This is a genomic window from Methanoregula sp. (genome assembly GCF_023227875.1).
GTDB lineage: Archaea > Halobacteriota > Methanomicrobia > Methanomicrobiales > Methanospirillaceae > Methanoregula.
In genome coordinates this window covers 223,550-244,185 of record NZ_JALOCH010000001.1, presented here as the reverse complement: position 1 = coordinate 244,185, position 20,636 = coordinate 223,550, and the positions used below count along the sequence as shown (strand labels likewise).

Annotated in this window: 19 protein-coding genes; 7 read left to right on the top strand and 12 right to left on the bottom strand. The window is 53.8% G+C overall.

The window, feature by feature from the left end:
• Positions 1-110 precede the first annotated feature (110 nt).
• From M0R30_RS01380 to M0R30_RS01360, 5 genes are read right to left on the bottom strand one after another with little or no spacing between them, the layout of a single operon-like run.
• The gene (locus M0R30_RS01380) at positions 111-1,511 is read right to left on the bottom strand and encodes a hypothetical protein (RefSeq protein ID WP_292542337.1); all 1,401 of its coding nucleotides are present in this window, start codon (positions 1,509-1,511) and stop codon (positions 111-113) included.
• Between the two features lie 8 nt (positions 1,512-1,519).
• Complete coding sequence (locus M0R30_RS01375; protein ID WP_292542335.1) at positions 1,520-2,608, bottom strand: DNA topoisomerase IV subunit A; 1,089 nt, start codon at positions 2,606-2,608, stop codon at positions 1,520-1,522.
• A complete protein-coding gene (locus tag M0R30_RS01370) occupies positions 2,601-4,403 on the bottom strand; it encodes a DNA topoisomerase VI subunit B (RefSeq protein WP_292542334.1) in 1,803 nt (600 codons plus the stop codon). Before M0R30_RS01370 ends, M0R30_RS01375 begins: the two co-directional genes overlap by 8 nt.
• Positions 4,387-5,622 carry a histidine--tRNA ligase gene (gene hisS / locus M0R30_RS01365; protein WP_292542331.1) on the bottom strand — a complete coding sequence of 412 codons (1,236 nt, stop codon included), beginning with the start codon at positions 5,620-5,622 and terminating at the stop codon, positions 4,387-4,389. Before hisS ends, M0R30_RS01370 begins: the two co-directional genes overlap by 17 nt.
• 37 nt (positions 5,623-5,659) lie before the next feature.
• Positions 5,660-5,980, bottom strand: a complete 321-nt coding sequence (locus M0R30_RS01360; RefSeq protein ID WP_292542330.1) for an ABC transporter permease — start codon at positions 5,978-5,980, stop codon at positions 5,660-5,662.
• A 50-nt stretch (positions 5,981-6,030) separates the two neighbouring features.
• On the opposite strand from M0R30_RS01360, the gene larB reads away from it, so the two are divergent.
• From larB to M0R30_RS01345, 3 genes are read left to right on the top strand one after another with little or no spacing between them, the layout of a single operon-like run.
• Positions 6,031-6,819, top strand: a complete 789-nt coding sequence (gene larB, locus M0R30_RS01355) for a nickel pincer cofactor biosynthesis protein LarB (RefSeq protein WP_292542329.1) — start codon at positions 6,031-6,033, stop codon at positions 6,817-6,819.
• Positions 6,816-7,322: a nicotinamide-nucleotide adenylyltransferase gene (locus M0R30_RS01350; protein ID WP_292542327.1), complete on the top strand. Its 507-nt coding sequence runs from the start codon at positions 6,816-6,818 to the stop codon at positions 7,320-7,322. The genes larB and M0R30_RS01350 overlap by 4 nt, the downstream gene beginning before the upstream one ends.
• Before the next feature lie 54 nt (positions 7,323-7,376).
• Positions 7,377-8,666: a hypothetical protein gene (locus M0R30_RS01345; protein WP_292542325.1), complete on the top strand. Its 1,290-nt coding sequence runs from the start codon at positions 7,377-7,379 to the stop codon at positions 8,664-8,666.
• Positions 8,667-8,753: 87 nt separating this feature from the next.
• Here M0R30_RS01345 and M0R30_RS01340 read toward each other — a convergent pair whose 3' ends face one another.
• Both M0R30_RS01340 and M0R30_RS01335 read right to left on the bottom strand, forming a co-directional pair.
• A complete protein-coding gene (locus M0R30_RS01340) occupies positions 8,754-8,948 on the bottom strand; it encodes a hypothetical protein (RefSeq protein ID WP_292542323.1) in 195 nt (64 codons plus the stop codon).
• A 158-nt stretch (positions 8,949-9,106) separates the two neighbouring features.
• Positions 9,107-9,868 (bottom strand): metallophosphoesterase, encoded by a 762-nt coding sequence (locus M0R30_RS01335; protein ID WP_292542321.1) that lies wholly within the window; start codon positions 9,866-9,868, stop codon positions 9,107-9,109.
• Positions 9,869-10,096: 228 nt separating this feature from the next.
• On the opposite strand from M0R30_RS01335, the gene M0R30_RS01330 reads away from it, so the two are divergent.
• Positions 10,097-10,570 (top strand): hypothetical protein, encoded by a 474-nt coding sequence (locus M0R30_RS01330; protein WP_292542320.1) that lies wholly within the window; start codon positions 10,097-10,099, stop codon positions 10,568-10,570.
• Positions 10,571-11,404: 834 nt separating this feature from the next.
• On the opposite strand, the gene M0R30_RS01325 is transcribed toward M0R30_RS01330, so the two are convergent.
• From M0R30_RS01325 to M0R30_RS01315, 3 genes are all read right to left on the bottom strand, one after another.
• Positions 11,405-11,836 (bottom strand): hypothetical protein, encoded by a 432-nt coding sequence (locus M0R30_RS01325; RefSeq protein ID WP_292542318.1) that lies wholly within the window; start codon positions 11,834-11,836, stop codon positions 11,405-11,407.
• A 143-nt stretch (positions 11,837-11,979) separates the two neighbouring features.
• Entirely contained in the window at positions 11,980-12,300 is a 321-nt protein-coding gene (locus M0R30_RS01320) for a hypothetical protein (RefSeq protein ID WP_292542781.1), read from the bottom strand.
• A gap of 190 nt (positions 12,301-12,490) precedes the next feature.
• Complete coding sequence (locus tag M0R30_RS01315; RefSeq protein WP_292542316.1) at positions 12,491-13,660, bottom strand: redox-regulated ATPase YchF; 1,170 nt, start codon at positions 13,658-13,660, stop codon at positions 12,491-12,493.
• A gap of 92 nt (positions 13,661-13,752) precedes the next feature.
• On the opposite strand from M0R30_RS01315, the gene M0R30_RS01310 reads away from it, so the two are divergent.
• Positions 13,753-14,343: a pyruvate kinase alpha/beta domain-containing protein gene (locus M0R30_RS01310; RefSeq protein ID WP_292542315.1), complete on the top strand. Its 591-nt coding sequence runs from the start codon at positions 13,753-13,755 to the stop codon at positions 14,341-14,343.
• A gap of 2 nt (positions 14,344-14,345) precedes the next feature.
• Positions 14,346-15,185 (top strand): hypothetical protein, encoded by an 840-nt coding sequence (locus M0R30_RS01305; RefSeq protein ID WP_292542313.1) that lies wholly within the window; start codon positions 14,346-14,348, stop codon positions 15,183-15,185.
• Between the two features lie 63 nt (positions 15,186-15,248).
• On the opposite strand, the gene M0R30_RS01300 is transcribed toward M0R30_RS01305, so the two are convergent.
• Positions 15,249-16,451 (bottom strand): TIGR00297 family protein, encoded by a 1,203-nt coding sequence (locus M0R30_RS01300; RefSeq protein ID WP_292542311.1) that lies wholly within the window; start codon positions 16,449-16,451, stop codon positions 15,249-15,251.
• Positions 16,452-16,548: 97 nt separating this feature from the next.
• On the opposite strand from M0R30_RS01300, the gene M0R30_RS01295 reads away from it, so the two are divergent.
• Complete coding sequence (locus M0R30_RS01295; RefSeq protein WP_292542309.1) at positions 16,549-19,143, top strand: valine--tRNA ligase; 2,595 nt, start codon at positions 16,549-16,551, stop codon at positions 19,141-19,143.
• Positions 19,144-19,191: 48 nt separating this feature from the next.
• Here the strand turns inward: M0R30_RS01295 and M0R30_RS01290 are convergent, their stop codons facing one another.
• Positions 19,192-19,701 (bottom strand): hypothetical protein, encoded by a 510-nt coding sequence (locus M0R30_RS01290; RefSeq protein ID WP_292542307.1) that lies wholly within the window; start codon positions 19,699-19,701, stop codon positions 19,192-19,194.
• Between the last annotated feature and the right edge of the window lie 935 nt (positions 19,702-20,636).

The window sequence follows — 20,636 nt, the reverse complement described above, 5'->3', positions numbered from 1 at the left end:
TGAGATGCTGACAGAAAGATGTGATAGGACAGTTACCTCAATGCCTCTTTTCCCAAGAGAGCGTACCGCTGCCAGAGTATGTTTGAAATTCCCATCAGTCAGAAGGACGTTCATTTGAGTGCCACCGTTATTTCCGGCCAGGTGCATTCAATATCAAGGTAACCGTTCCCCGGTTTGTGCTCAGCATTTACAGAGGATACCATGGCCGGATCGATATGGACCCGCACGCGCATCGGGGGTTGATGGCCGGAATCCGGATTACAGATCCTGATAGTAATTAGTTTATTATTCATTTCATATCCAATACCCGTTTTCCTCCGTACCTCAAACCATCCGACTACCGATCCGGCCGTTGTCACCCATGCACCATCGGCCTGCGCACGGTTCACCAGTTCCGCATACGTGCCGGACCAGTCCCTGGGGGGGGTCAGGTTCTCGTAGTGCCAGAGTAATGTAACTGCCCCTCCGTATTTCCTTGCAAAACCAAATATGCGATCACAGTACGTGAGTGCTGCTGGGGCATCCAGGTGCAGGCAGGGTGTCTTTACCCATTCATTGCCAGTTGTTGCCCAGCAGAATTTACCAAAGAGCCCGAGGTCCTGTATATGGAGCGGGAGTTCCAGCAGTTTCTGTGCAGTGCGCGGCCGGTATACCTGAAGCGTTCCCGCACGAAAACCAGCATCATCATTGTACCCGAATGTGGTATCGTACAAGTAGCCCGCTTCATCGAGTGCCTTCCAGCTGTTCTGGTCAAAGAGGAGCCAGTGCGTCCGGTTACCAGGTATCTTACCGCAGGGACTGATCGGGGCCATCTCCTGTTTTCCCCGTTGGGAATCAGTCCAGTTGTCGATACCATGAACACCGGCTTCCCATCCACCCTGTGTCAGATCTCGAAGCACATCCATGTTGAGATCATAACCAACGGCCCGGTACGGGTGTGCCCGAACACCCGGATCATCTTTCTTTGGAACAAAAAAGAATGTCGAGCGCACACCCAGTTGATCCTCAAATGTTTTCCAGCGGTCAAAGAGAGCCCAGGAATCACTTCCGATCCCAAAGCGTGAAAGGCCAAGACGGAGTCCTGCATAAACCGAACCATGCAGGATGCACTGGAATGCTGCATATCCCACAGTTACAAGCCTGCAATCCCTGACAGAGGTAACATCCACATCATGGGTAAGGGCCACCATATAGGGATATCCCCAGGGTACTGGGGGTATCTCCACAAGGATCACGTATTTTTTAAGCTCTTCCCGAATCTTGTCGAGCAGAAGATCACATACTGGCTCATGGAGATGCTGCTGCCCAGCATTAAGCAGGTCGCTGTTTTTTTTTAAAAAATCATTATCCGTAAGATCAATCAATGGTCCGTCATATCCGGGTACATCCGCCTTATGGGCAATGACCACATCATAGTGGCATCCCTCCTCATACCATACCCAAGGTATTTTAAGGAGCTGGAAGGCCTCCTCAACGGAATATTTGTCCGGGTAAGAGACAGCGATAGTCATAATCGTGTTCAAATAATCCCCATCTCACTCAGCCGGTCCGGCAAATACTTCTTCGTCACAAAATCCAGCCCCCGCGCTGCAAACGCCTGTTGTTCTGACTTGAGCCCCATCTCAATCTGCAGGTTGATCTCCTTCTTCCAGTAATCGGTGGCAAACCGGGGATCCGTCAGTTCGGATCGTAACGCCTCGATATCCTTATCGCTCAGCTTGTCGGAGGGGAGATTGTAGTCACGGATGTCGCTGGGCTGAAGGCCGAGAAACTGGGCTTTCGGGGTGGCAAGCATCTCCGACATATGGGCGCTCTTGATGGCACCGTAGGCAACCGAGCCGTAGATGCGGTAAGACCATGGGTCGCCATCCGTGAAGACCAGGATCGGCAGGTCCCAGGTCGTGCTGATGCGGTTAAGCATGCGGCGGGTCGACCGTGCCGGCTGGCCCTTGAGGTGGACGAGGATTGCGTTATGCTCCTCGTCGAACCCGTTCTCGATCAGACGGTCGTACATACCACCCGTCTCTATGGCAATCACGAACTTCGCATCATGGTCCACGAACTCGATGTTCTCCACGTTGTTCGGGATCGTGTAGCCGGCCTGCCCGACATCATCCTGGCAGTGGAGGGTCTTCATTCCGCGGCGGGTCTCCTCGCGGATCCGCATCGGGCCGTAGATCGAGGCCCCGTTCTCTTCAGGATGGAGGTGGAAACCCTCGCGCGGCACTTCCGACAGGATCTCAAGGTCTTCAATTAAGAAGTTACTCTCGTCCTGTGCGCCGAATTTCGCGCGCTTCCAGCCTTCCGAGATGTAATACATCTCTCTCAGCGTTGACGAGCGGTTTTCGGCCAGCTGCTGCTTGATGAACGCGATCACGTACGCCATCTTCAGCAGGTGCGTGGCGCTCTTGGCGGAGGCGGCAGTCCGCATGCTCTCCTTGTCCCCGTACTTCCAGACCTCGCTCGCATCGTCGAACTCGATATTATACTTCGTCCGCGTGGGGAGCGAGATGGAGGGGATCTCACCCGATTTCATCTGGTCGTACCATGCGCTTGCAATGTTGAGGAGCGATACCAGCGCCTTCTTCTCCAGTTCCTCTTTAGACATCGAGATCCACCACCATCTTCTTGTTGTCGTCTATCCCGCGTACATCAAGGATGCCCCCGCCCTTGCCGGAATACTCTGCATGCCAGACCGTTTTCGGGGGGATTACCATCTTCCAGACCTTTGTGAACTGCCCGTCCATCTCGCTCACAAAATCGGCTTTGGGCACAGCATCGGCTGCATCATCGGCAGAGATGTCGTAGACCGTGATCTCCCCGTCATAACTGCTGTAGTTGGCAAGTTCCAGCGTGACCTTCCCGTTGCGGGTTGCCTTCTTCGCAATCAGTTTCTTCATCAGTTTTCCTTCGATGGGCGTGGTATCGATAAGGGGCTTCTCCACAATCTCGCTCACCTTCTCCGCAATCTCCGGGATGATTGCGCAGACCGCCCGGGCCCGGTCCTCGGCGAGTTTGTTCTTGTCCCGGCGCGAGACGAAGTTTTTGAGTTCGCGGCCAAGGTCCTGCAGGGCCAGCACAATCTCCTTCTCGATCTCGGAGATGCTCGCAATCGCATCCTTGCTCTCGCTCGTGAAAGGGACATTGGTCGAGGCCACGTGAACGAGGATCAGCACCGGGCCCATCGGGAGCCCCTGCTGCGAGAGGTTGTAGGCCTTCCAGTTCACGTTCATGATGCACTCCGTGATGGCGCAGGCACCCTGCTGGTACATCAACGGGACGCGGTTGGCAAACCGGAGAATAACCGCATTCCCTTCCGAGGTCAGCTTCCCCCCGTATCCGATCGCCGCCTCGACCATGAACGGGTGGCCCGAGAAGACAGAAGTTGCGCGCGTTCGGGCAGCGACAAAGTCCATCTGGAACTCCTTATCAAGCCCGCGCCGGATCAGTTCCTCGCCGATGGGTGAGAGGCATTGGGAGATCGGGGGCGCAGGAACCGCGATCTCCTGCATGGCCGCGAGCAGGACTTTCTGCTGATCGGCCGAAAGTCCCTTTGCTTTTAAGGTGCTCTTCAGTCCGGCACGGTCGCACATATCCTGTGCGATCTTCTTCCCGACCCTGCTGAACCCTTCGACAAGGAAATCGATCAGATTCTGGTCGCTTGCAGCCGCCATGCGCTTGAACTGCCCCAGTTCGATGCCGTGCGGGTGGGGCTGGATAGAGACCGGACAGACGATCACTTCCTGGCTGACGCGCTCGAAGGTGAATGCCTCATCATCGAGTTCCACCCGGAACCGCGCATGGGGGTTCACAACCGAAGTGTACCGGAGATATTCGAGCAGCTTCTTCTTTGCGGCCATCGTGCTCTTGAACTCGATCTGCACCCGGGTCCCGTGGATCCGGTCCCATTCGAACGGTTCCTGCGCGATGATATCGGGTTCATTGGTCTCGATCTTGATCTGGATCTCGAACCGGTGAGCAGGCTCCTTTGCACCGGTGCGGGAGATAACGATCGTGGGAAGCCCGCTCGTGAGCTGGGCATATAAAACGGCGGCGGAGATCCCGATACCCTGCTGCCCGCGGGTCTGCCGGATCTGGTGGAACCGTGAGCCATAGAGCAGTTTTCCAAAGACGAATGGGACCTGCGCCGGTGTAATGCCGGGCCCGTTGTCTTCGACAATAATGCGGAAGAGATCATTGCCGGTCTTCTTGATGCTGATAAAAATGTCCGGCAGCACCTGTGCCTCTTCGCAGGCATCAAGGGAATTATCCACCGCTTCCTTAATAGTGGTAATTACCCCGCGGGTGGGGGAGTCGAAACCGAGCAGGTGCTTGTTCTTCTCGAAGAATTCTGCTACGCTGATACTGCGCTGCTGCTTGGCGAGCTCATCCGCGAGAACCAACGGCACCCACCTCGGCCAGCGCGGCTTCCAGCGTGATGGTCTTCTGCTCTCCCGATTGCAGGTTCTTGAGGGTCACTTCTCCCGAAGCGGCCTCGCGCTGGCCGATGATCACGGCAAAGGTGGCGGACTTGGCAGCGTGCCCGAGTTGCGCGCCAAAGCCCCGGCCCATAAGGTCCATCTCGGTGCGGATGCCGGCGTCACGGAATGCCCGTGCCACGGCAAGGGCGCGTGTCCTGCCCTCATCCGTGCAGACAATGGCAGCAACGGTCTCTTTGGTGCGGGCTGTCTCCCCGAGCGAGACCATCACCCGGTCGAACCCGATGGCAAACCCGCAGGACGCCACGTCGTCCCCACCAAAGAGGTGGGCGAGGCGGTACACGCCCCCGCCCAGGATCTGGTTCTCGGCCCCGAGGTTGTCGGCAAAGCCTTCGAAGACGATGCCGGTATAATAGTCGAGTCCCCGGGCAATGCCGAGATTCAGGGAGTAGCGGACACCGGCAGCATCGAGATATCCCATGGTCTGCTCGATCCGCTCCCGTTCAGGAATGTCCCCCGCGATCTCGAAGGCCTTCTTCAGGTCCTGGCAGGAGACGATGGTCATTAAGGATTCGGCGAGTTCCGGCCGGTTCATGCCATCGAGGGTCGCCTTCAGCCCCTCGAAGTCCTTCTTATCGAGCTGCGCACGGATCGTCCGCTGTAGGGCAGGCTCCACATCCTTCAAGAGGTTTTTCACAAACGAGAGGTGGCCAACCTTCAGTTCGTACCGCACGCCCGTTGCATTGAGCATGTCGGCGGCGAGCATGATCACTTCGGCATCGGCAATGGCCGTATCGGCGCCGATCAGTTCCACGCCAAACTGCCAGAACTGGCGGTACCGGCCTTTCTGCGGCCGCTCGTACCGGAAGCAGTCAGCAAAGTAGCACCAGCGCAGGGGCTTGGGGGCGACCTTTGCCTCGTTGATGTACATCCGGATCACCGCAGCGGTGATCTCCGGGCGCAGGGCAAGTTTCCGCCCACCCTTGTCCTCAAAGACGTACATCTCCCCAATGATCCCTTCTCCTGAGCGCATGGTGAAGAGTTCGAGATCCTCGAACTCGGGAGTACAAACTTCCCGGTATCCCCAGCGCCGCGCCACATCCCGCAGGCGCCACTCAACCGCACGCCGGGCCTCCATCTCATCCGGTAAAAAATCCCTGGTTCCTCGTGGTTTCTGGAGCATGATGAAAAATCCCTATTTTAATTCTGTTCGTATCCCATTATTTCTTATTCGTCCTTGTTATGGGCACGCTGCCAAGGAGACGCTCGAGTGTGCCTTCGTTCCTCCAGACCTTCTCCTTCACGCGGTTGGACTGGAGATAGAGCGCGCCAAGGATCAGGCCCAGGCCCAGGATCTCGTAATCCGGCATGTACCTGGCGATCTGGAAGCCCAACATGGCAAGCGCGCCGTAGGCAACACCCCAGTATGCGGCCTTCCGGTATCCCGCAAGGCCGGTCCGGAAAAAGATCCTCGTATCACGCAGCCAGAGAAAGATCACAACCGCAGTCCCGAACACGGCAACGTAAATGAGGTACGACATGACAATGAACGTATTATTATACGCCGATCCATATCTGTATTATTACAATCATGCCGGCAAACCAAGAGTTACAGAATCTTCTCGAGCAGTACCGGGATGGCCGGATTTCGCTTGAATCCGCGTCGGAAGCGATCGAAGGGCTGCGGCTCGACCGTATTGGCGATTTCGCGTGTATCGATCTTGGACGTAATGTGCGATGCGGCATGCCCGAGGTCATCCTTGCGGAGGGTAAAGACCCGGCCCATCTTGCAGAGATCGTCATTCGCATTGCCGGGACTGCCGGGCGATGCGTTGTGACACGGGTGACTCCTGAACAGGCTACCGGGATCCGGGAACAGGCCGGTAAAACAGGTATTACTGTCGAATACCGGGAGCAGGGGCGCGTCCTTGTTGCCGGCAATAGTCCGGTGCCAAAACGTACCGGGGGGATTGTTGCCATTATCACCGCAGGGACATCAGATATCCGGGTCGCTGATGAGGCCCGCATCATCGCAGAGGAGATGGGATGCGAGGTCCGTACGGCCTACGATGTCGGCGCTGCCGGCATCCACCGGCTCTTCCCGGCACTCAAACCCCTTCTCGGGGCCCATGTGTTTGTCGTATGTGCCGGGCGTGAGGGAACCCTTCCTGCCGTTGTAGCGGGGCTCGTTGACAGACCCGTGATTGGCATTCCCGTCAGCGTCGGGTACGGGTACATGGGAAAAGGGAAAGCAGCCCTTGCAAGCATGCTCCAGTCCTGCTCGGTCATCGCGGTCGTCAACATCGATGCCGGATTTACTGGAGGGGCGTTTGCAGCGCAGATCGCCAACATGGGAGCAGGGAGAGGAGAAGGATCATGAAACGCGGGTTTTATATCGGAAGGTTCCAGCCATACCACAACGGGCACCAGTCCGTGCTCGAACACATCGCAGACAAAGTCGACGAGATCATCATCGGTATCGGGAGCGCGCAGCTGTCCCACCATGTGGACAACCCGTTTACAGCCGGTGAACGGGTGCTCATGATCACCCGCGCCCTCACCTCGCTCGGATGCCCATACTATGTCATCCCCATAGAGGACCTCCAGCGCAATGCCCTCTGGGTCGCCCATGTCCGTTCCATGGCGCCACCGTTTGATACCTGCTATTCCTCAAACCCGCTTGTTGTCCGGCTTTTCCGTGAGGCCGGAGTTAAAGTCCAGTCACCGGCGATGTACGAGAGGGAGATACTGAGCGGTACCGAGATCCGACGAAGGATGCTGCAGGGCGAACCATGGAAGAAACTCGTTCCCCCGGCAGTCGTGCAGGTGTTGAAAGAGATCGATGGCGAGAAGCGGCTGCGCCAGATTTCCCGCGATGATTAGCATACGGATGTCTTGTAAAATTTCTCTCACTCACCATACACACAGAGGATACACATGCATAAGTTCCTGAAAAAAATTTTTGGCGGGAGCGAGCCGGTATCAAAGAGCATGGCGCTTGATGCCATACCACCCTGGCTGGCAGATCATGAAAGTGCAGTAAAAGCAACCCTCGTTTCCAGTACCAAAGAACCGATGAACGCGATCCGGAATGCGACCGCCCAGCTCCAGCTCATAGTCAACGGGATCTCAGGGGCAGAACATGACCCGGTCCTCCACCCGAAACTCAGGACAATTGCCAAAAATTCCCTGCCGCAGTTTGTCAGGGCAATGAACGCATCCCTTGCAAAGGAGCTCCCGGACGACATCGAGGAATTTTATACTGCTGCAGCAGAGTGCGTGAAAGGCTGCATCAACAGTTCGCACGGCCAGGGCCGGTACCTCCAGGCCATATTCCAGGAAGAGATGAAAGATGTCCGGCAGGGGATCGATGCGATCGGGCACGGGATCAACACTATCAATCCACTGCTTGCCACCTACCGGAAAGAGATGACGGACATTGCAGCGGCACGATCCCTCTGCGATGCCATCGTTGATCTCAAAACCGATTATGGGAAGTCGGGGGAAAAAGTCGGGAGGGCCCATGCACGGGTGGTTGAGATCACGGCCCGACAGGCAGAAATTGAGAAAGAACTGGGCACGATCCCCGACGACCCCCGCATGGAAGAGATTTCCATCCATAACGACGCACTCAAGGCCATTACCCAAAAACGTGACAATGCGGCCCGGACATATTCAGCACTCTCCATGACTGCATCCCATGTCCTCCGGAAAGCGGAAAAAATTGCCACGCGGCAACACCACCCATCAGAGATCGCGGTGCTTCATCACGCCATGGATCTCCTCTCAAACCATGATATTCCGGACATGACACAGATGAACGATTCGCTTTCGGCTGCATGCCCGGTAGCGGAAAGGATGATCGCGGATGCAGAAATTGTCCTGAAGAACAAGGAAGAACGCACGGTTTTTTCCGACACGGCCCGGTTCCGTTCGGATATCTCCACGGCCGCCTCATCCCTCCGTGCCCTGGAAGCGGAATATCTGAAGGCGGAAAAATCTCTCTCCACCCACCCGCTTGTCATGAAGAGGGAGTCCCTTGAACGGGAAAAAACACAGCTTGCGGCCATGCTTGTCAAAGAAAATGCTATGCTCGCGGAACTTGACGAGTGGTGTTTGAAGACCGAGAAACGGATACCCGATCTTATGGAGGAACTCCGGAAAAAAATCGAGGGGATGATGGGGGATAACGTGCAATTTCAGGTTATCGACCAGACACCTTTGTGAGGGTAGCAGGGTGACTGGCTGATCCTGTCATAAGGTTTCATTCCTTTTTATCAGTCGGGAACATTCCCGCGGGACGAGCCCGTTGGTTCAACGGGACGGCATCTCGATGAAATCCTCCAGTTCCTTCTGGCTCGCGGAACAATCATCCGACCAGCCATAGAAGTCATGGAGCATTTTTGCTATGACGTCCGAAAACGTCATATTCCCACACTTCAGTGTGAGAAGCGCCTCATACACCTCAGGATCGATTCGTATGGATCGCCCCTCGCCTGCACGAGGCATAATTACCACTTTGTGGTTACACCATATAAATATATCTCAGAAAATGCGAAAATACGCGTCTGACTTTATATGCAATGACAAAACAAGCCGAAAATTATCGAGATCAGGATTTTTCAAAATAGCCGGCAGGACCCGGACTCCTCATGCTGCCGCAGTCATCACTCATCCGGCAGCAACCGGATGAATGTGAACGCAGAAGAATCCGCGTACGCAAATTCCGGAGCATCTCCGTGACACCCGCCAACGCGTAAGAGGGTCGGGTAGTCAAGGGGGACACGGGCAACTTCAAGATTGACATCGCTCGTCCCACCGGTCAGGTTCAGAGGAACGAAATCCAGCTGCTGCTCAATGATTCCGTCCGGAGTCTTCCGGCAACAGATATGTTCGTGCTGGTGGCCGCAGCACATATGCGTCAGCCCGCGCTTGGAAAGTGCATCGAATGCCATTGGTGCCGTATAATGGTACCCGGTAAAAAAATCCCCACTCTCGTGGGAGAGGCGCTGCCAGCACTTGAGCCGGAGGGTCTGGTCACCTAAGTCCAGCGGGCCGCCGTGTACAAACAACATCCCGTTGTCCACCCATTCCATGGGCATGGTATCGAAAATGGAGAGGAGCGGCGAGTCACGGAGCTGTTCGTGACGGTACGTGCTTGCCGCATCGCTGCCGCTCACAAGAATACCGTTAAGGAACGCGTGGTCGTGATTGCCAAGCACCGATACCAGCCGGAACTCCTGCGACAGGGTGTGGACTTTCTCAAGCGTCTCCTGCGGCCGGCTCCCGCGGTGAAGAAGATCACCCATATTTACAAGGACATCAACAGGACCGAATTCCTTGCCGAATGCCGGTGACCTGATGCAGGATGCAAACGCCCCAATCGCGTCCACATCAGCGTGCACATCAGAAAAGATAACTGCACCCATACCGTAAGGAAACTTATTGGTGTTTCTTTCTGATATATACCATTGATACCCGGGGTTCAACCTATCCCCATGGATATGTTCATGTGACACCGGTTCACATAATTATCCGGTAGCCCGGTGCCGCGGGGGTTCCTGATTCCAGAACTGCGGCACATTACGGGTATCCACGGGAGATTACGGCCCGAAACATACAACCACCCGTGGACCGTGAACGGGAGGACTGACCTGATGGAAAAATACCTTGACGCATACACCGGACGCATGAGAACACACTATCCCCATTTCCCGTCCGGGACCGCCCACGAGATCGCATCTTCATTCCTGGCCTTCAAGTACGGCCTGTACGAGAAGGCAGCCACTGAGTGCACGAACGCCATCTCGCTTATTCCCGACAGTGCCGCGAATGCTGCGCTGAAAAAAGCCCTCATGATCATCCGTGCAAATGCCGAGGACCGGAACAATGCACAGGTCACCGCAAACCACTCTATTGCGTTTTCCCCCGATGAACACACGTATACTGCAATCAATATCCCTCCGGAGATGAATGAGGACCCGGGGACGCTTGAACTCGACAATGCCCTCATCCTGATCTACGTTGTCGCGCTCATCACCTCCCCGGATGACGAGGAGACACTTGACGAACACCGCCGGACGATCATCCGGCTCCTGACCGATTACAAGAAAGCAATGGGCATGGAATAAACTCTTTTTTTATCTGACCGGACATTGCAGATGCCGGGCAAATTTTCCTGTTTCTTTCACGTGTGAGATTTGGTGTATGCTTAAGCACAAGCGCTGCATTTTTTTGGCGGGGGTGGGGGGTCACATGGGTACAGAATGCCGGGGGGTCTGGTACAGTAAAAATAACCGGATTCGTTCTGAATTTTTTAACCGGACCGTGCCCATTATTTTTTGAACGCAAAACCGATCGCAATTGAAAACCGGATCCGGATCAACCGGACCTTGCGTAAATTTTTCAGAGCAGACCTTGATTGAAAATTTTTTGCCGGACCTTGGTTGTGAAATGTTAAACAGATCTGTATGAACCTGCATCCGGAAAATTATACTCCGACGTGAAGAAATCCGGGAAAACAACCAGACCCTGTTTGAAATATTTTCATCAAACCTTGATTAAAAAAATTTCAGCAGACTTTGATTGAAATTTTTTTGCCGGACCTTGCTTGAAAAATATTCGGCGCGATCACGATCGCGATTAAAATGCTGATCCGGATCAACTAGACCTTGGATAAAAAATTTTGAGCAGACTTTGGTTGTGAAAATTTAACCAGTTCCGGAAGTACCGGCCCAGTGCGATGCCTTACGCGCAAAAGGTCTGTCGACTTTTGCGCTACGCACTTACCGTTTTTCAATACCGATCCACACCCTTGCTAAGCGAAGGTTCGGCAGGTACCCGAGCGACTCCCTGCACAGTCCTTGTTCAACTAATAATAAAGGAGACATTCTGGAGTGAAAAAGCTTTTTTTAGCATAACTAAATCCTGTGAAAAATAGAGGTATAGGCCTAAATGACGCACCCTTACTTTGAGGGAATTTTCTTTAAGTACCCAATAACCTCTTCATGTCGAAGTCTTGAGATTGCACCATTAGAAATTGTAAATAAAAAATTTATACACATAGCAAACATTGCAAGACCTAATCCAAAAAAGGATAACATCAGTGCATTGATGTCTTGTTTTACAGTCTCTGATGTTATTGATGGAATTATTGAATTAAGTTGGAATAATCCTAAAAAAAATATTAGAACCGCCACTATCATAGCGATTCCTAATACTATCGTGATTTTCTCTGAAGAATCAAAATTACTAAATGATATATTGTTTTTTAATTTTTGAGTGTGCTTCATATTTGAATGATCGTTCATATTTCTACCAATGCTGAAAACAATGAGAGCACAAAATGCAAACAAAAAAACAGCAAAGATATAATCTGGCATTATAATATCTGTCATAAAAAAAAGTACGTTTGATCTATCATTAATGTAATCTCTCGGGCATTACTTTTTTTTTAATAATCCCCATTAATTTGTGTATTATTCAAAAAAATTTGGTCGTAAAAAATGTTAATTAAAAAGAAAAGCGGTGAACAGCCCGGTTACAAACTATCCATGCTGATCCCGGTGAAGTCCTGCGCAACTTCCCGGATATCCTTGACACCAAAGGCAGTCTGCACCTGGGTGAGTTCGAGCTGGTTTGCGGCATCGCACATGTAGTCAAGGATGTCGACCGACAGTTCCTTCTGGATCTTGCTCTTCTTGAGCTGGTCGAACAGTGCCGCCATCTTCTCGGGGGATTCCATGCGGAGTTTTGCAAGGCTCATGACACACATGTATATCCGGGTCAGGTTCCGGTCGGTGCCGGTGATGCAGTCAAAGAAATTCCTGATCACCTGGGCCTGATAGATCTCTCCTCCTATTTTCTCCACCTCCTGCCTTCTATTCGGTAAATGGACTGTTCTCATTGCCCGCTTATAAACTTTATGGGAAAATTGCGGTTTTTGCGCAAAAAAACCGATAAAAAAGAGACATTTTGGCAAAGTGCGGCTGGATTGTCTGACGATTGGATGACAACCGTCATACACCGCCGGGTACCCGCCGCGCCTGCCTTCACTTGGCAGCTGAAACGATCTTGATGACATCCCCGTTCTTGAGTTCGTGGGTCTCCTTGATCCGCATCTTGGTCTTTGCATCGATTGCGTACAGGAATCCCTTGCCGATCTCCGTGTGGACCTGGTATGCCAGGTCGTGCGGTGTCGAACCCTTCCGCATCAGGTAGGCATCGGGCAGCACGTCGCCCTGCTTGTTGCAGTAGTGGTTCTCGTCCTCCACCGGGTAGACCACGATCATGTCAAGAAGTTCGAAGACCGCACGGTTGATCGCCTGCTGAACGCCCGTGCCCTTGCACTCCTTCATCACGCCCGCGATCTTTGCGAGGCCTGCCTTCTGCGGTGCAGAGAGCGATGCCTCGTTAACAACCGTGAACTGCTCATCGCCCGGCAGGTACTTCACCACATTCGCGGTTGCCGCATTGCGCAGCGCCAGTTCGGATGCCGCGCTCGCAAATGCCACCTTCTGCTCTGCGAGTTTTGTCCGGAGTGCCTCGGGGGCTTCATCGAACTTGTTGCCGATAATGAGCATCGGCTTTGAGATCTTCACCATCTCCGCGCAGAGCGGGATTAAGTCCTCGATATTCGCGTGCACGAGATCGAGCTTGAGATTCAGTTCCACATCGCGCACATCTTCGAGCGTGATCCCGAGGCCCACGAAGGTGTCGGCAATACCCTGCTGGATCGCGGCGCCTTTCCCCTGCGACCCGCGGCTGATCTGGGACCAGTGCTTGGCAAGGATGCCGTGAACCCACATCGTCATCTCGTACCCGAGGAACTTCACGTCTTCTGCGGGGTCATGGTTGCCCACACCCACCGGGTTTCCCTCGCTGTCAGTCCCGCCGCTCGCATCGATGATGTGGAGGATCGCGTTCGCCTGCCGGAGGTGGTCAAGGAACTGGTTGCCGAGGCCCTTACCCTTGTGCGCATCGGGCACAAGCCCGGCCACATCGATTAAGTTGACGGCAACAAACCGGTTCCCGTCCACGCAGTGGCTGCACTTCACCTTGAGTTCGGTGCAGGCACATTTCGTCCGTACATAGGCAACCCCGAAGTTCGGGTTGATCGTGGTGAACGGGTAGTTGGCAATTTCGGCATTTGCCATCGTGGCCGCCTTGAAAAAGGTGGATTTCCCGCAGTTGGGTTTTCCTGCAAGTGCAAGCGTGAGCATGATCTGTTCCTCATATAAATGAAATGGTGATGCCGGATATACCCGGACAGAATCTGACAAAGTTTTTCCCTGCGGCTTATTAAAAGGTACTTATGACGTTTGTTCAGAAGAAATGTTACTATTTTGATACGCCGGGGGAGGCAAATACGGGTGATGCCGCCCGGTTTTCGGTCGAGCGGGCAAAGGAACTGGGCCTGAAAACCATCGTGGTGGCAAGTTCCTCGGGAAAGACCGCGCAGACGTTTTTTGACGCGATGAAGGGCTCCGGGCTCCAGCTCGTTGTGGTCACCCACGTTGTCGGGTTCACTAAACCAGGCGAGTGGGAGTTTTCGAAAGAGATCGCGGAAAAGCTGCGGAAGGACGGCGTGAAGATCGTCATGGGCACTCACGCGCTCTCCGGTCTCGAACGCGCCCTTTCGCGCTCGCCCAAAGTCGGCGGCGGGTCCCGCACCGAAGCGATTGCCGAAGCACTCCGGCGCACGGTCGCAGTTGGCCTCAAGGTCGGCGTTGAATGCGTGCTGATCGCAGCCGACCAGGGTGCAATCGGGGTCACCGAAGAGGTCATTGCAGTCGGGGGAACCGCGAGCGGGGCAGACACGGTCTGTGTCATCCACCCGGCGCACACGGCAAATTTCTTTGATCTCCAGGTGCGCGAGATCGTCGCCATGCCGAGGGTCCGTTAACAATGGCGATGGCAGCACTCAGCGAGGCATTGCATCTTCTCCGGCGCATGCCACTTCTCTGGATACCGGGCATTGCCGGCGGACTATTAGCCGGCGCTCTCTGGCTGGTCCTCATGTTTTCAGGGACATTCTTTGCCGGCCGGCTCCTCATCATATCAGGTCTTGTACTCCTGTTCTTCATCACCGGATCACTCACCCTTATCAAAAATGATGGCGGGGACATCCGGTCAATGATAGCGGGAGGCCGGCAGTATTATTTCCGCGTGCTGCTTCCCCTGCTCGTTGTCACCTTCATGATCGTGCTGGTCTTCGTGCTGGTCATCCTGACCCTGACACTTATCGGGACCACTCCCGACCCGACACTCATCGTATTCCTCACGTTCGGCGTCACAATACCCAGCATCCTCTTCACGTTCTTCACGGATATCGCAGCAGTCTTTGAGGACAGGAAAGTGTTCGACTCCATCCAGCGGAGCATTGAACAGGTCACGAATAACTTTTCCCGGGCAATCCTGTTTTTCGTAACGTGTGCCATCGTCTGCTCTGCGCTCATCTTCAGCCTGATGGTCATCTGGGAAGCACTCCTGTTTTCCCGTCTCGAACCTCTGACCCGGTACACGGAAGCCCAGTTGCAGGCATTCACCCCGGACCAGCTGCTGGCACTGATCGGCACCGACGGCATCTGGGTGACTGCGGTGATCCTGTTTATTGCCGGGCTCGTGCTGATACCCGTCATCATCAGTTACAAGGCCTGTTTCTTCCGGAAATTCGCCGCCAACACCATTGAAATCCGGCAGGAAAGCGGGGAGTATGACAGCAAGGGCCGGTGGTACAAATACTGATCCAAAAAACCTGAAAGAAAAATCACTACCCGGGTATCCCGAAAAAGGATACCGGATCCTTTTTTATCCGCTGATCAGAAGATACAGCACAGCAGCCACGATGCCGCCACCGAAGGTGGCCAGCAGGTTCGTTCCCGCGTTCCCGAGGAATCCCCGGTTCTCAAGCGTTGCCCCGACAAGACTGTCGATGTTGGTGCCGATAAATCCGACAAGCGTGCAGATTGCAAGCATCGGAAGCGTGATGACCCCAAGCAGGTATGCCGCCAGGGATACGATAAAACCGCCAAGCAGCGCAACCACCTCGCCCACCAGAGTCACCCCGCCGTTCGTACCGATCGGGACCTGCTTCAAGGTCGTGATAAGACGCGGGATCCCGCCGGTGACCCCGATCTCGCTGGCCAGCGTATCCGCTGCCGCCGTTGCCACACAGCCGACATACATGACAATGAAGACCGGGTGCAGGAAAACCGCGTAGAGGACCGCCGCGGCGGTCGCGGCAATCCCGTTTGCAAAGACATTCTTGTATCCCCGTGCCCCGCTCTGGCCCTGCTCGACCCCAATCCGCCTTTTATATTCGAATTTATACTTCGTAGCTATCGATCCCAGCATGAAGAAGACTATCATGACCATGAGCCAGCGGGGGTTGGCAAATACAAGGAGGATGATGCCGACAAGGGCAATGGAGAAGAGCCCGGACAGGTCCGCGGTCTTCGAGCGGTAGGCAAAATACGCAAACGCGAATGCGACAATGACTGCCGCCACCACCATCTGGAGGTCGGCCTGGAAATTGAGTTCCCGGATCAGCAGCATCGTCATCGCGGTGCCGATCCCCTCGATAACCAGCGAATCCTCGAATTTCAGGAGGATCACCTTGAGAAGGACGGCGGCGATGATACCAAAGATGATTGTCAGGATCGCGTTCTCGTGGAGGTACGCCATGACGAGCACGCCGGCCCAGGCAGTCGAGATAATATAATACAGGTACGTATTCAGGTCATCGGCACCGTTCTGGAAGACCAGTTCCCCCAGGACGATCATCGCAAGCGTGGTTGCAAAGACAAAAAACGGCAGGAGCCCGACCCCGTAGAGCGCGGCAAGGGCACAGATCGTGTAGGTAAGATATTTTGAATCGAAAAACTTCCAGAGGATCAGGGCATACAGGATAACGATAAGGGCCATCAGCCAGTCGGGCTTCAGGTAGGGGCCGACAAGCGTTGTCCCACCGGCGAGCGCTGCTGCATACCCCAGGCCCGGTTGTCGTTGCATTGAACAGTCATTTGTCTTCAAGGAAAAAGAGTTTTATCGTGCCGCATCCTGCGCAATGCGATCACTATATTTTATTCAACAACCAACCTTGTCCCGAATGGCGTCATCAGATCAACTGCCGAAAAACTATGATTTCGCTGAAGTGGAGGAGCGCTGGCGAAGCACCTGGCGCGACGAGGATCATTATTTTGACCGGAACTCGAAGAAGCCGCAGTTCGTCATCGATACCCCCCCGCCGTACCCGACCGGGAATTTCCATATCGGCAATGCACTGAACTGGTGTTATATCGATTTCTTTGCCCGGTACAAACGCATGAAGGGTTTCAACGTGATGTTCCCGCAGGGCTGGGACTGCCACGGCCTTCCCACGGAAGTGAAAGTGGAGGAACTCAACCACATCACAAAGAATGACGTGTCACGGGAAGAGTTCCGGAAGATGTGCCGCGAACTGACCGAGAAGAACATCGCGGCAATGCGCATCACCCTCCGTAAGATGGCGTTCTCCACGGACTGGTCCAACGAGTACATCACGATGACGCCGAAGTACTACAGCAAGACGCAGCTCTCCTTCCTCCGCATGCTGGCCTCCGGGTACATCTACCAGAGTGAGCACCCGGTGAACTACTGCACCCGGTGCGAGACCGCGATCGCGTTCGCGGAAGTTGCCTACGAAGACCGCGAGACCCAGCTCAACTACTTCGATTTTGACGGCGTCGAGATCGCGACCACCCGGCCCGAACTCCTTGCTGCCTGTGTCGCAGTCGCAGTCCACCCCAATGATGAGCGGTACCACAAGCTGAAGGGCACGTCCATGAAGGTCCCGCTATTCGGCCACGATGTCCCGGTCGTGCAGGACGAAGCGGTCGACCCGGCATTCGGCTCCGGTGCGGTCATGATCTGTACCTTCGGTGACAAGCAGGATGTCCACTGGTGGAAGCAGCACAATCTTGCGCTCCGGAAGGCAATCGACCGGCAGGGAAAGATGACCGCGATTGCCGGCAAGTACCAGGGACTGAACAGCACGGACTGCCGGGCCGCGATCCTTGCCGACATGAAGGAGAAGAAGATCCTCCACCGCCAGGAGAAACTCGCCCAGCGCGTAGGAACCTGCTGGCGCTGCAAGACGCCCATCGAGATCCTCTCCGAGCGCCAGTGGTTCGTGAAGATCAAGCCGGACGAGATCCAGAAGGCGGCCCACGAGATCACCTGGTACCCCGGGCACATGCTCCTCCGGATGGGGAACTGGGTCGAGCAGATGGAGTGGGACTGGTGCATCTCCCGCCAGCGGATCTTCGCCACCCCGATCCCGGTCTGGTTCTGCAGGAAGTGCGGCGAGATGGTGGTGCCGGACGAGAAAGACCTCCCGATCGACCCCACGCTCGTGAAACCAAAGCATGCCTGCAAAAAGTGTGGCAGTACCGAGTTTGACGGCGAAGTGGATGTGCTCGATACCTGGATGGACTCATCCATCTCGGTCCTGAACGTGACCGGCTGGGACGGCAGCGGCAAGCCGCCCTACTTCCCCGCCCAGATCCGCCCGCAGGGCCATGATATTATCCGGACATGGGCATTCTATACGATCCTTCGGGCGGTAGCACTGACCGGCAGCAGGCCATGGGACCAGATCCTTGTCAACGGCATGGTGCTGGGCGAGGACGGGTTCAAGATGAGCAAGAGCCGGGGCAACATCATTGTCCCGGAGGAGATCCTGGAAAAGAACGGCGCCGATGCACTGCGGCAGTGGGGCGCCATGGGAGCCGCAACCGGTTCCGACATCATGTTCAACTGGAACGACGTGGTCTCCGCGTCCCGGTTCCAGACCAAGATGTGGAACATCACGAAGTTCGCCTTGATCCAGCTCGAAAAGGGTGGCTTTGACAAGAACACGCCCGTCACGGCGCTCGCCGACCGCTGGCTCCTGGTCCGGCTCTCGGACACCGTTGAGCAGGTCAGTGATGCAATGGAGGCATACCAGTTCGATGTCGCACTCAAGGCGATCCGAGAGTTCGCGTGGGACGCACTGGCCGACAATTACATTGAACTCGTCAAGGGCCGGCTCTACCAGCAGGACGCATCCCGTGCAAGCGCATGCCTCGTGCTCCACACCGCATTCGACGCCCTCTGCCGGATGCTCGCCCCGTTCACGCCCTACTTTGCCGAAGAGTGTTACTCGTACTTCAACCCGGGACAGAGTGTCCACAAGCAACCGTGGGTCTCGTTCACGTACGATGACGAAGCGGCGCGGGTTGAGGGCAACACGCTCGTGCTGGTAGTGGCGGAAGTGCGGAAGTACAAGCACGACAATGGCATGGCCCTCAATGCCCCGCTCGGGAAGGTTACAATCTATGCCCCGCACACGGTCAATGATGAAGGAGATACCGGGCGGACGCTTAACGCTGATGTGCACTGGCGCACCGATGCGGCAAAACTTGACCGGGCCATAACCGATATCGACTTCAACCGCTCGGTGGTCGGCAAGACATTCCGGAAGGAGGGGCAGGCATTCATGGACGCGGTGAAGGCGCTCTCACCGGAGCAGCTGGCAAACCCGCCCAAGACGATCCAGTTCGGTGGTACCGAAGTCGCCCTGCCGGAGAACGTGTTCACGCCCAAGTACTCCTACATGGAGGAAGGGGCGAAGGTGGATGTTTTAACGGTTGGGGATGTGATCGTGACGATTGCGAAGAAGTGAGATTGGTTCTTTTACTACCATCTCATTTTTTGACCCTATAAAAAAAGTCTAATCAGTCGGTTTTTTCTCAACCGGAACAACGACCGCATCAAACATTTTTATTGTATAAAACATCAGATTGAATATTAAGACGATCTGGATAATCGTTGAGCCGGCTAAAAAAACTTTAAAACCAATCGATTTATCGAAAATATCAAAGAAACTTAAACAATAAACCATTATTTCAAGTAAAATCCAAAAAGCGGTAATCAACAGAAAATTTCGAAAATCTGTTTTAATCGATAGAAAACTTTCAGGTTTTATCGCTATTGCTGCAAACGCAATTGTAATTATTGCAATATTAATTGTGACAAACAAACTTAAGAGACTCTGAATTTTATCAGCGGCTATTTCATTTGTTATCATCATAACTCCAATAAGAACTGCCCAAATGATAATTAAAAATAGAATTCTCGGCCAAAAATTTTTAATCGAAAAATAGTAGATCCCAAATCCAAATCCTACGAGAACTAGGATCAATCCAATGGCAAAGAGAATTGAACCAAACGGTGTCATCATAATTCCGATAAGGATAATGGCTCCTATTATCCATCATTTGTAAGTATCCCACAGTTTTGGAATATCGCACATATTTGCATAATTGATAAAAGGAGCAATAAGTTTATCGAAGAATGGATAATTCCCAATTTCTCCCTGCAGATGCCCCAGATCCAACCCCCCGCCATTTCACCGGACAGCCTTTTCCACAGGATTTCAATTCCATGACTATCCAAAAGGCAACAATTAGACGTTTTTTAGGGGCTGAAATAACCCTCATATGGGCAAAATAACGGCAATTAAGCCCTCGTTTAAAACCGGTACTCTATAATTCGCAAAAAAACGCGAGTATCAGAAAACCCGTTTTTCAAAATGGGCTCCGATTGCCAAACGGACTGTTTTTCGGGGAGATAAATTTAAGGGTGTTTACAGGGCAAACACATCTCCTGGAACAAGAAGTATCACGTCGGAGAATATCTCCTTTCGTCGAAGAACTTCTTACGGCCCCCCTGTTTATAGAAAAACACTAGGAGTTTCGCATCAAACAGGGGGTTGTCGGATCCCAATCGGGGCTCAATTTGAGGCCTGTTAGCACTTTTCCGGGAAACGGGGCACGTAGAATGCCTGGATTTGGAAGGTTGTCAACTCGAAAAATGAGGATCCCGAACGGGTAGTTTCCTGGATTGTTTCAGTTGTGGGAGCAGGGTTTAGAGGCCGGGTTTTTTCAATCCGGGCCGGGAATTATTTTCGAAAAAAAATTTAAAAAAATTTCGGGGACTTTTCGAAATTTTTCCGGAAAATTTTGTGTATGAAAAAATTTGAAACGTTTTGCGACAAGGCCAGAAAAAATTGAGAAAGCGTAAGTGAATATGAAATTTTTTCAAGGATTTTTAAAAATCATTGCGATGCCAGACGCGCAAAAGGTCTGTCGACTTTTGCGCTACGCACTTACCTGT

What these genes read in the sequence shown, in the direction of transcription:
- M0R30_RS01380 (WP_292542337.1), bottom strand. Translation starts at nt 1,511, where the DNA reads ATGACTATCGCTGTCTCTTACCCGGACAAATATTCCGTTGAGGAGGCC.
- M0R30_RS01330 (WP_292542320.1), top strand. Translation starts at nt 10,097, where the DNA reads ATGGAAAAATACCTTGACGCATACACCGGACGCATGAGAACACACTAT.
- larB (WP_292542329.1), top strand. Translation starts at nt 6,031, where the DNA reads ATGCCGGCAAACCAAGAGTTACAGAATCTTCTCGAGCAGTACCGGGAT.
- M0R30_RS01345 (WP_292542325.1), top strand. Translation starts at nt 7,377, where the DNA reads ATGCATAAGTTCCTGAAAAAAATTTTTGGCGGGAGCGAGCCGGTATCA.
- M0R30_RS01295 (WP_292542309.1), top strand. Translation starts at nt 16,549, where the DNA reads ATGGCGTCATCAGATCAACTGCCGAAAAACTATGATTTCGCTGAAGTG.
- M0R30_RS01310 (WP_292542315.1), top strand. Translation starts at nt 13,753, where the DNA reads ATGACGTTTGTTCAGAAGAAATGTTACTATTTTGATACGCCGGGGGAG.
- M0R30_RS01340 (WP_292542323.1), bottom strand. Translation starts at nt 8,948, where the DNA reads ATGCCTCGTGCAGGCGAGGGGCGATCCATACGAATCGATCCTGAGGTG.
- hisS (WP_292542331.1), bottom strand. Translation starts at nt 5,622, where the DNA reads ATGCTCCAGAAACCACGAGGAACCAGGGATTTTTTACCGGATGAGATG.
- M0R30_RS01290 (WP_292542307.1), bottom strand. Translation starts at nt 19,701, where the DNA reads ATGATGACACCGTTTGGTTCAATTCTCTTTGCCATTGGATTGATCCTA.
- M0R30_RS01300 (WP_292542311.1), bottom strand. Translation starts at nt 16,451, where the DNA reads ATGCAACGACAACCGGGCCTGGGGTATGCAGCAGCGCTCGCCGGTGGG.
- M0R30_RS01375 (WP_292542335.1), bottom strand. Translation starts at nt 2,608, where the DNA reads ATGTCTAAAGAGGAACTGGAGAAGAAGGCGCTGGTATCGCTCCTCAAC.
- M0R30_RS01305 (WP_292542313.1), top strand. Translation starts at nt 14,346, where the DNA reads ATGGCGATGGCAGCACTCAGCGAGGCATTGCATCTTCTCCGGCGCATG.
- M0R30_RS01325 (WP_292542318.1), bottom strand. Translation starts at nt 11,836, where the DNA reads ATGACAGATATTATAATGCCAGATTATATCTTTGCTGTTTTTTTGTTT.
- M0R30_RS01315 (WP_292542316.1), bottom strand. Translation starts at nt 13,660, where the DNA reads ATGCTCACGCTTGCACTTGCAGGAAAACCCAACTGCGGGAAATCCACC.
- M0R30_RS01350 (WP_292542327.1), top strand. Translation starts at nt 6,816, where the DNA reads ATGAAACGCGGGTTTTATATCGGAAGGTTCCAGCCATACCACAACGGG.
- M0R30_RS01335 (WP_292542321.1), bottom strand. Translation starts at nt 9,868, where the DNA reads ATGGGTGCAGTTATCTTTTCTGATGTGCACGCTGATGTGGACGCGATT.
- M0R30_RS01360 (WP_292542330.1), bottom strand. Translation starts at nt 5,980, where the DNA reads ATGTCGTACCTCATTTACGTTGCCGTGTTCGGGACTGCGGTTGTGATC.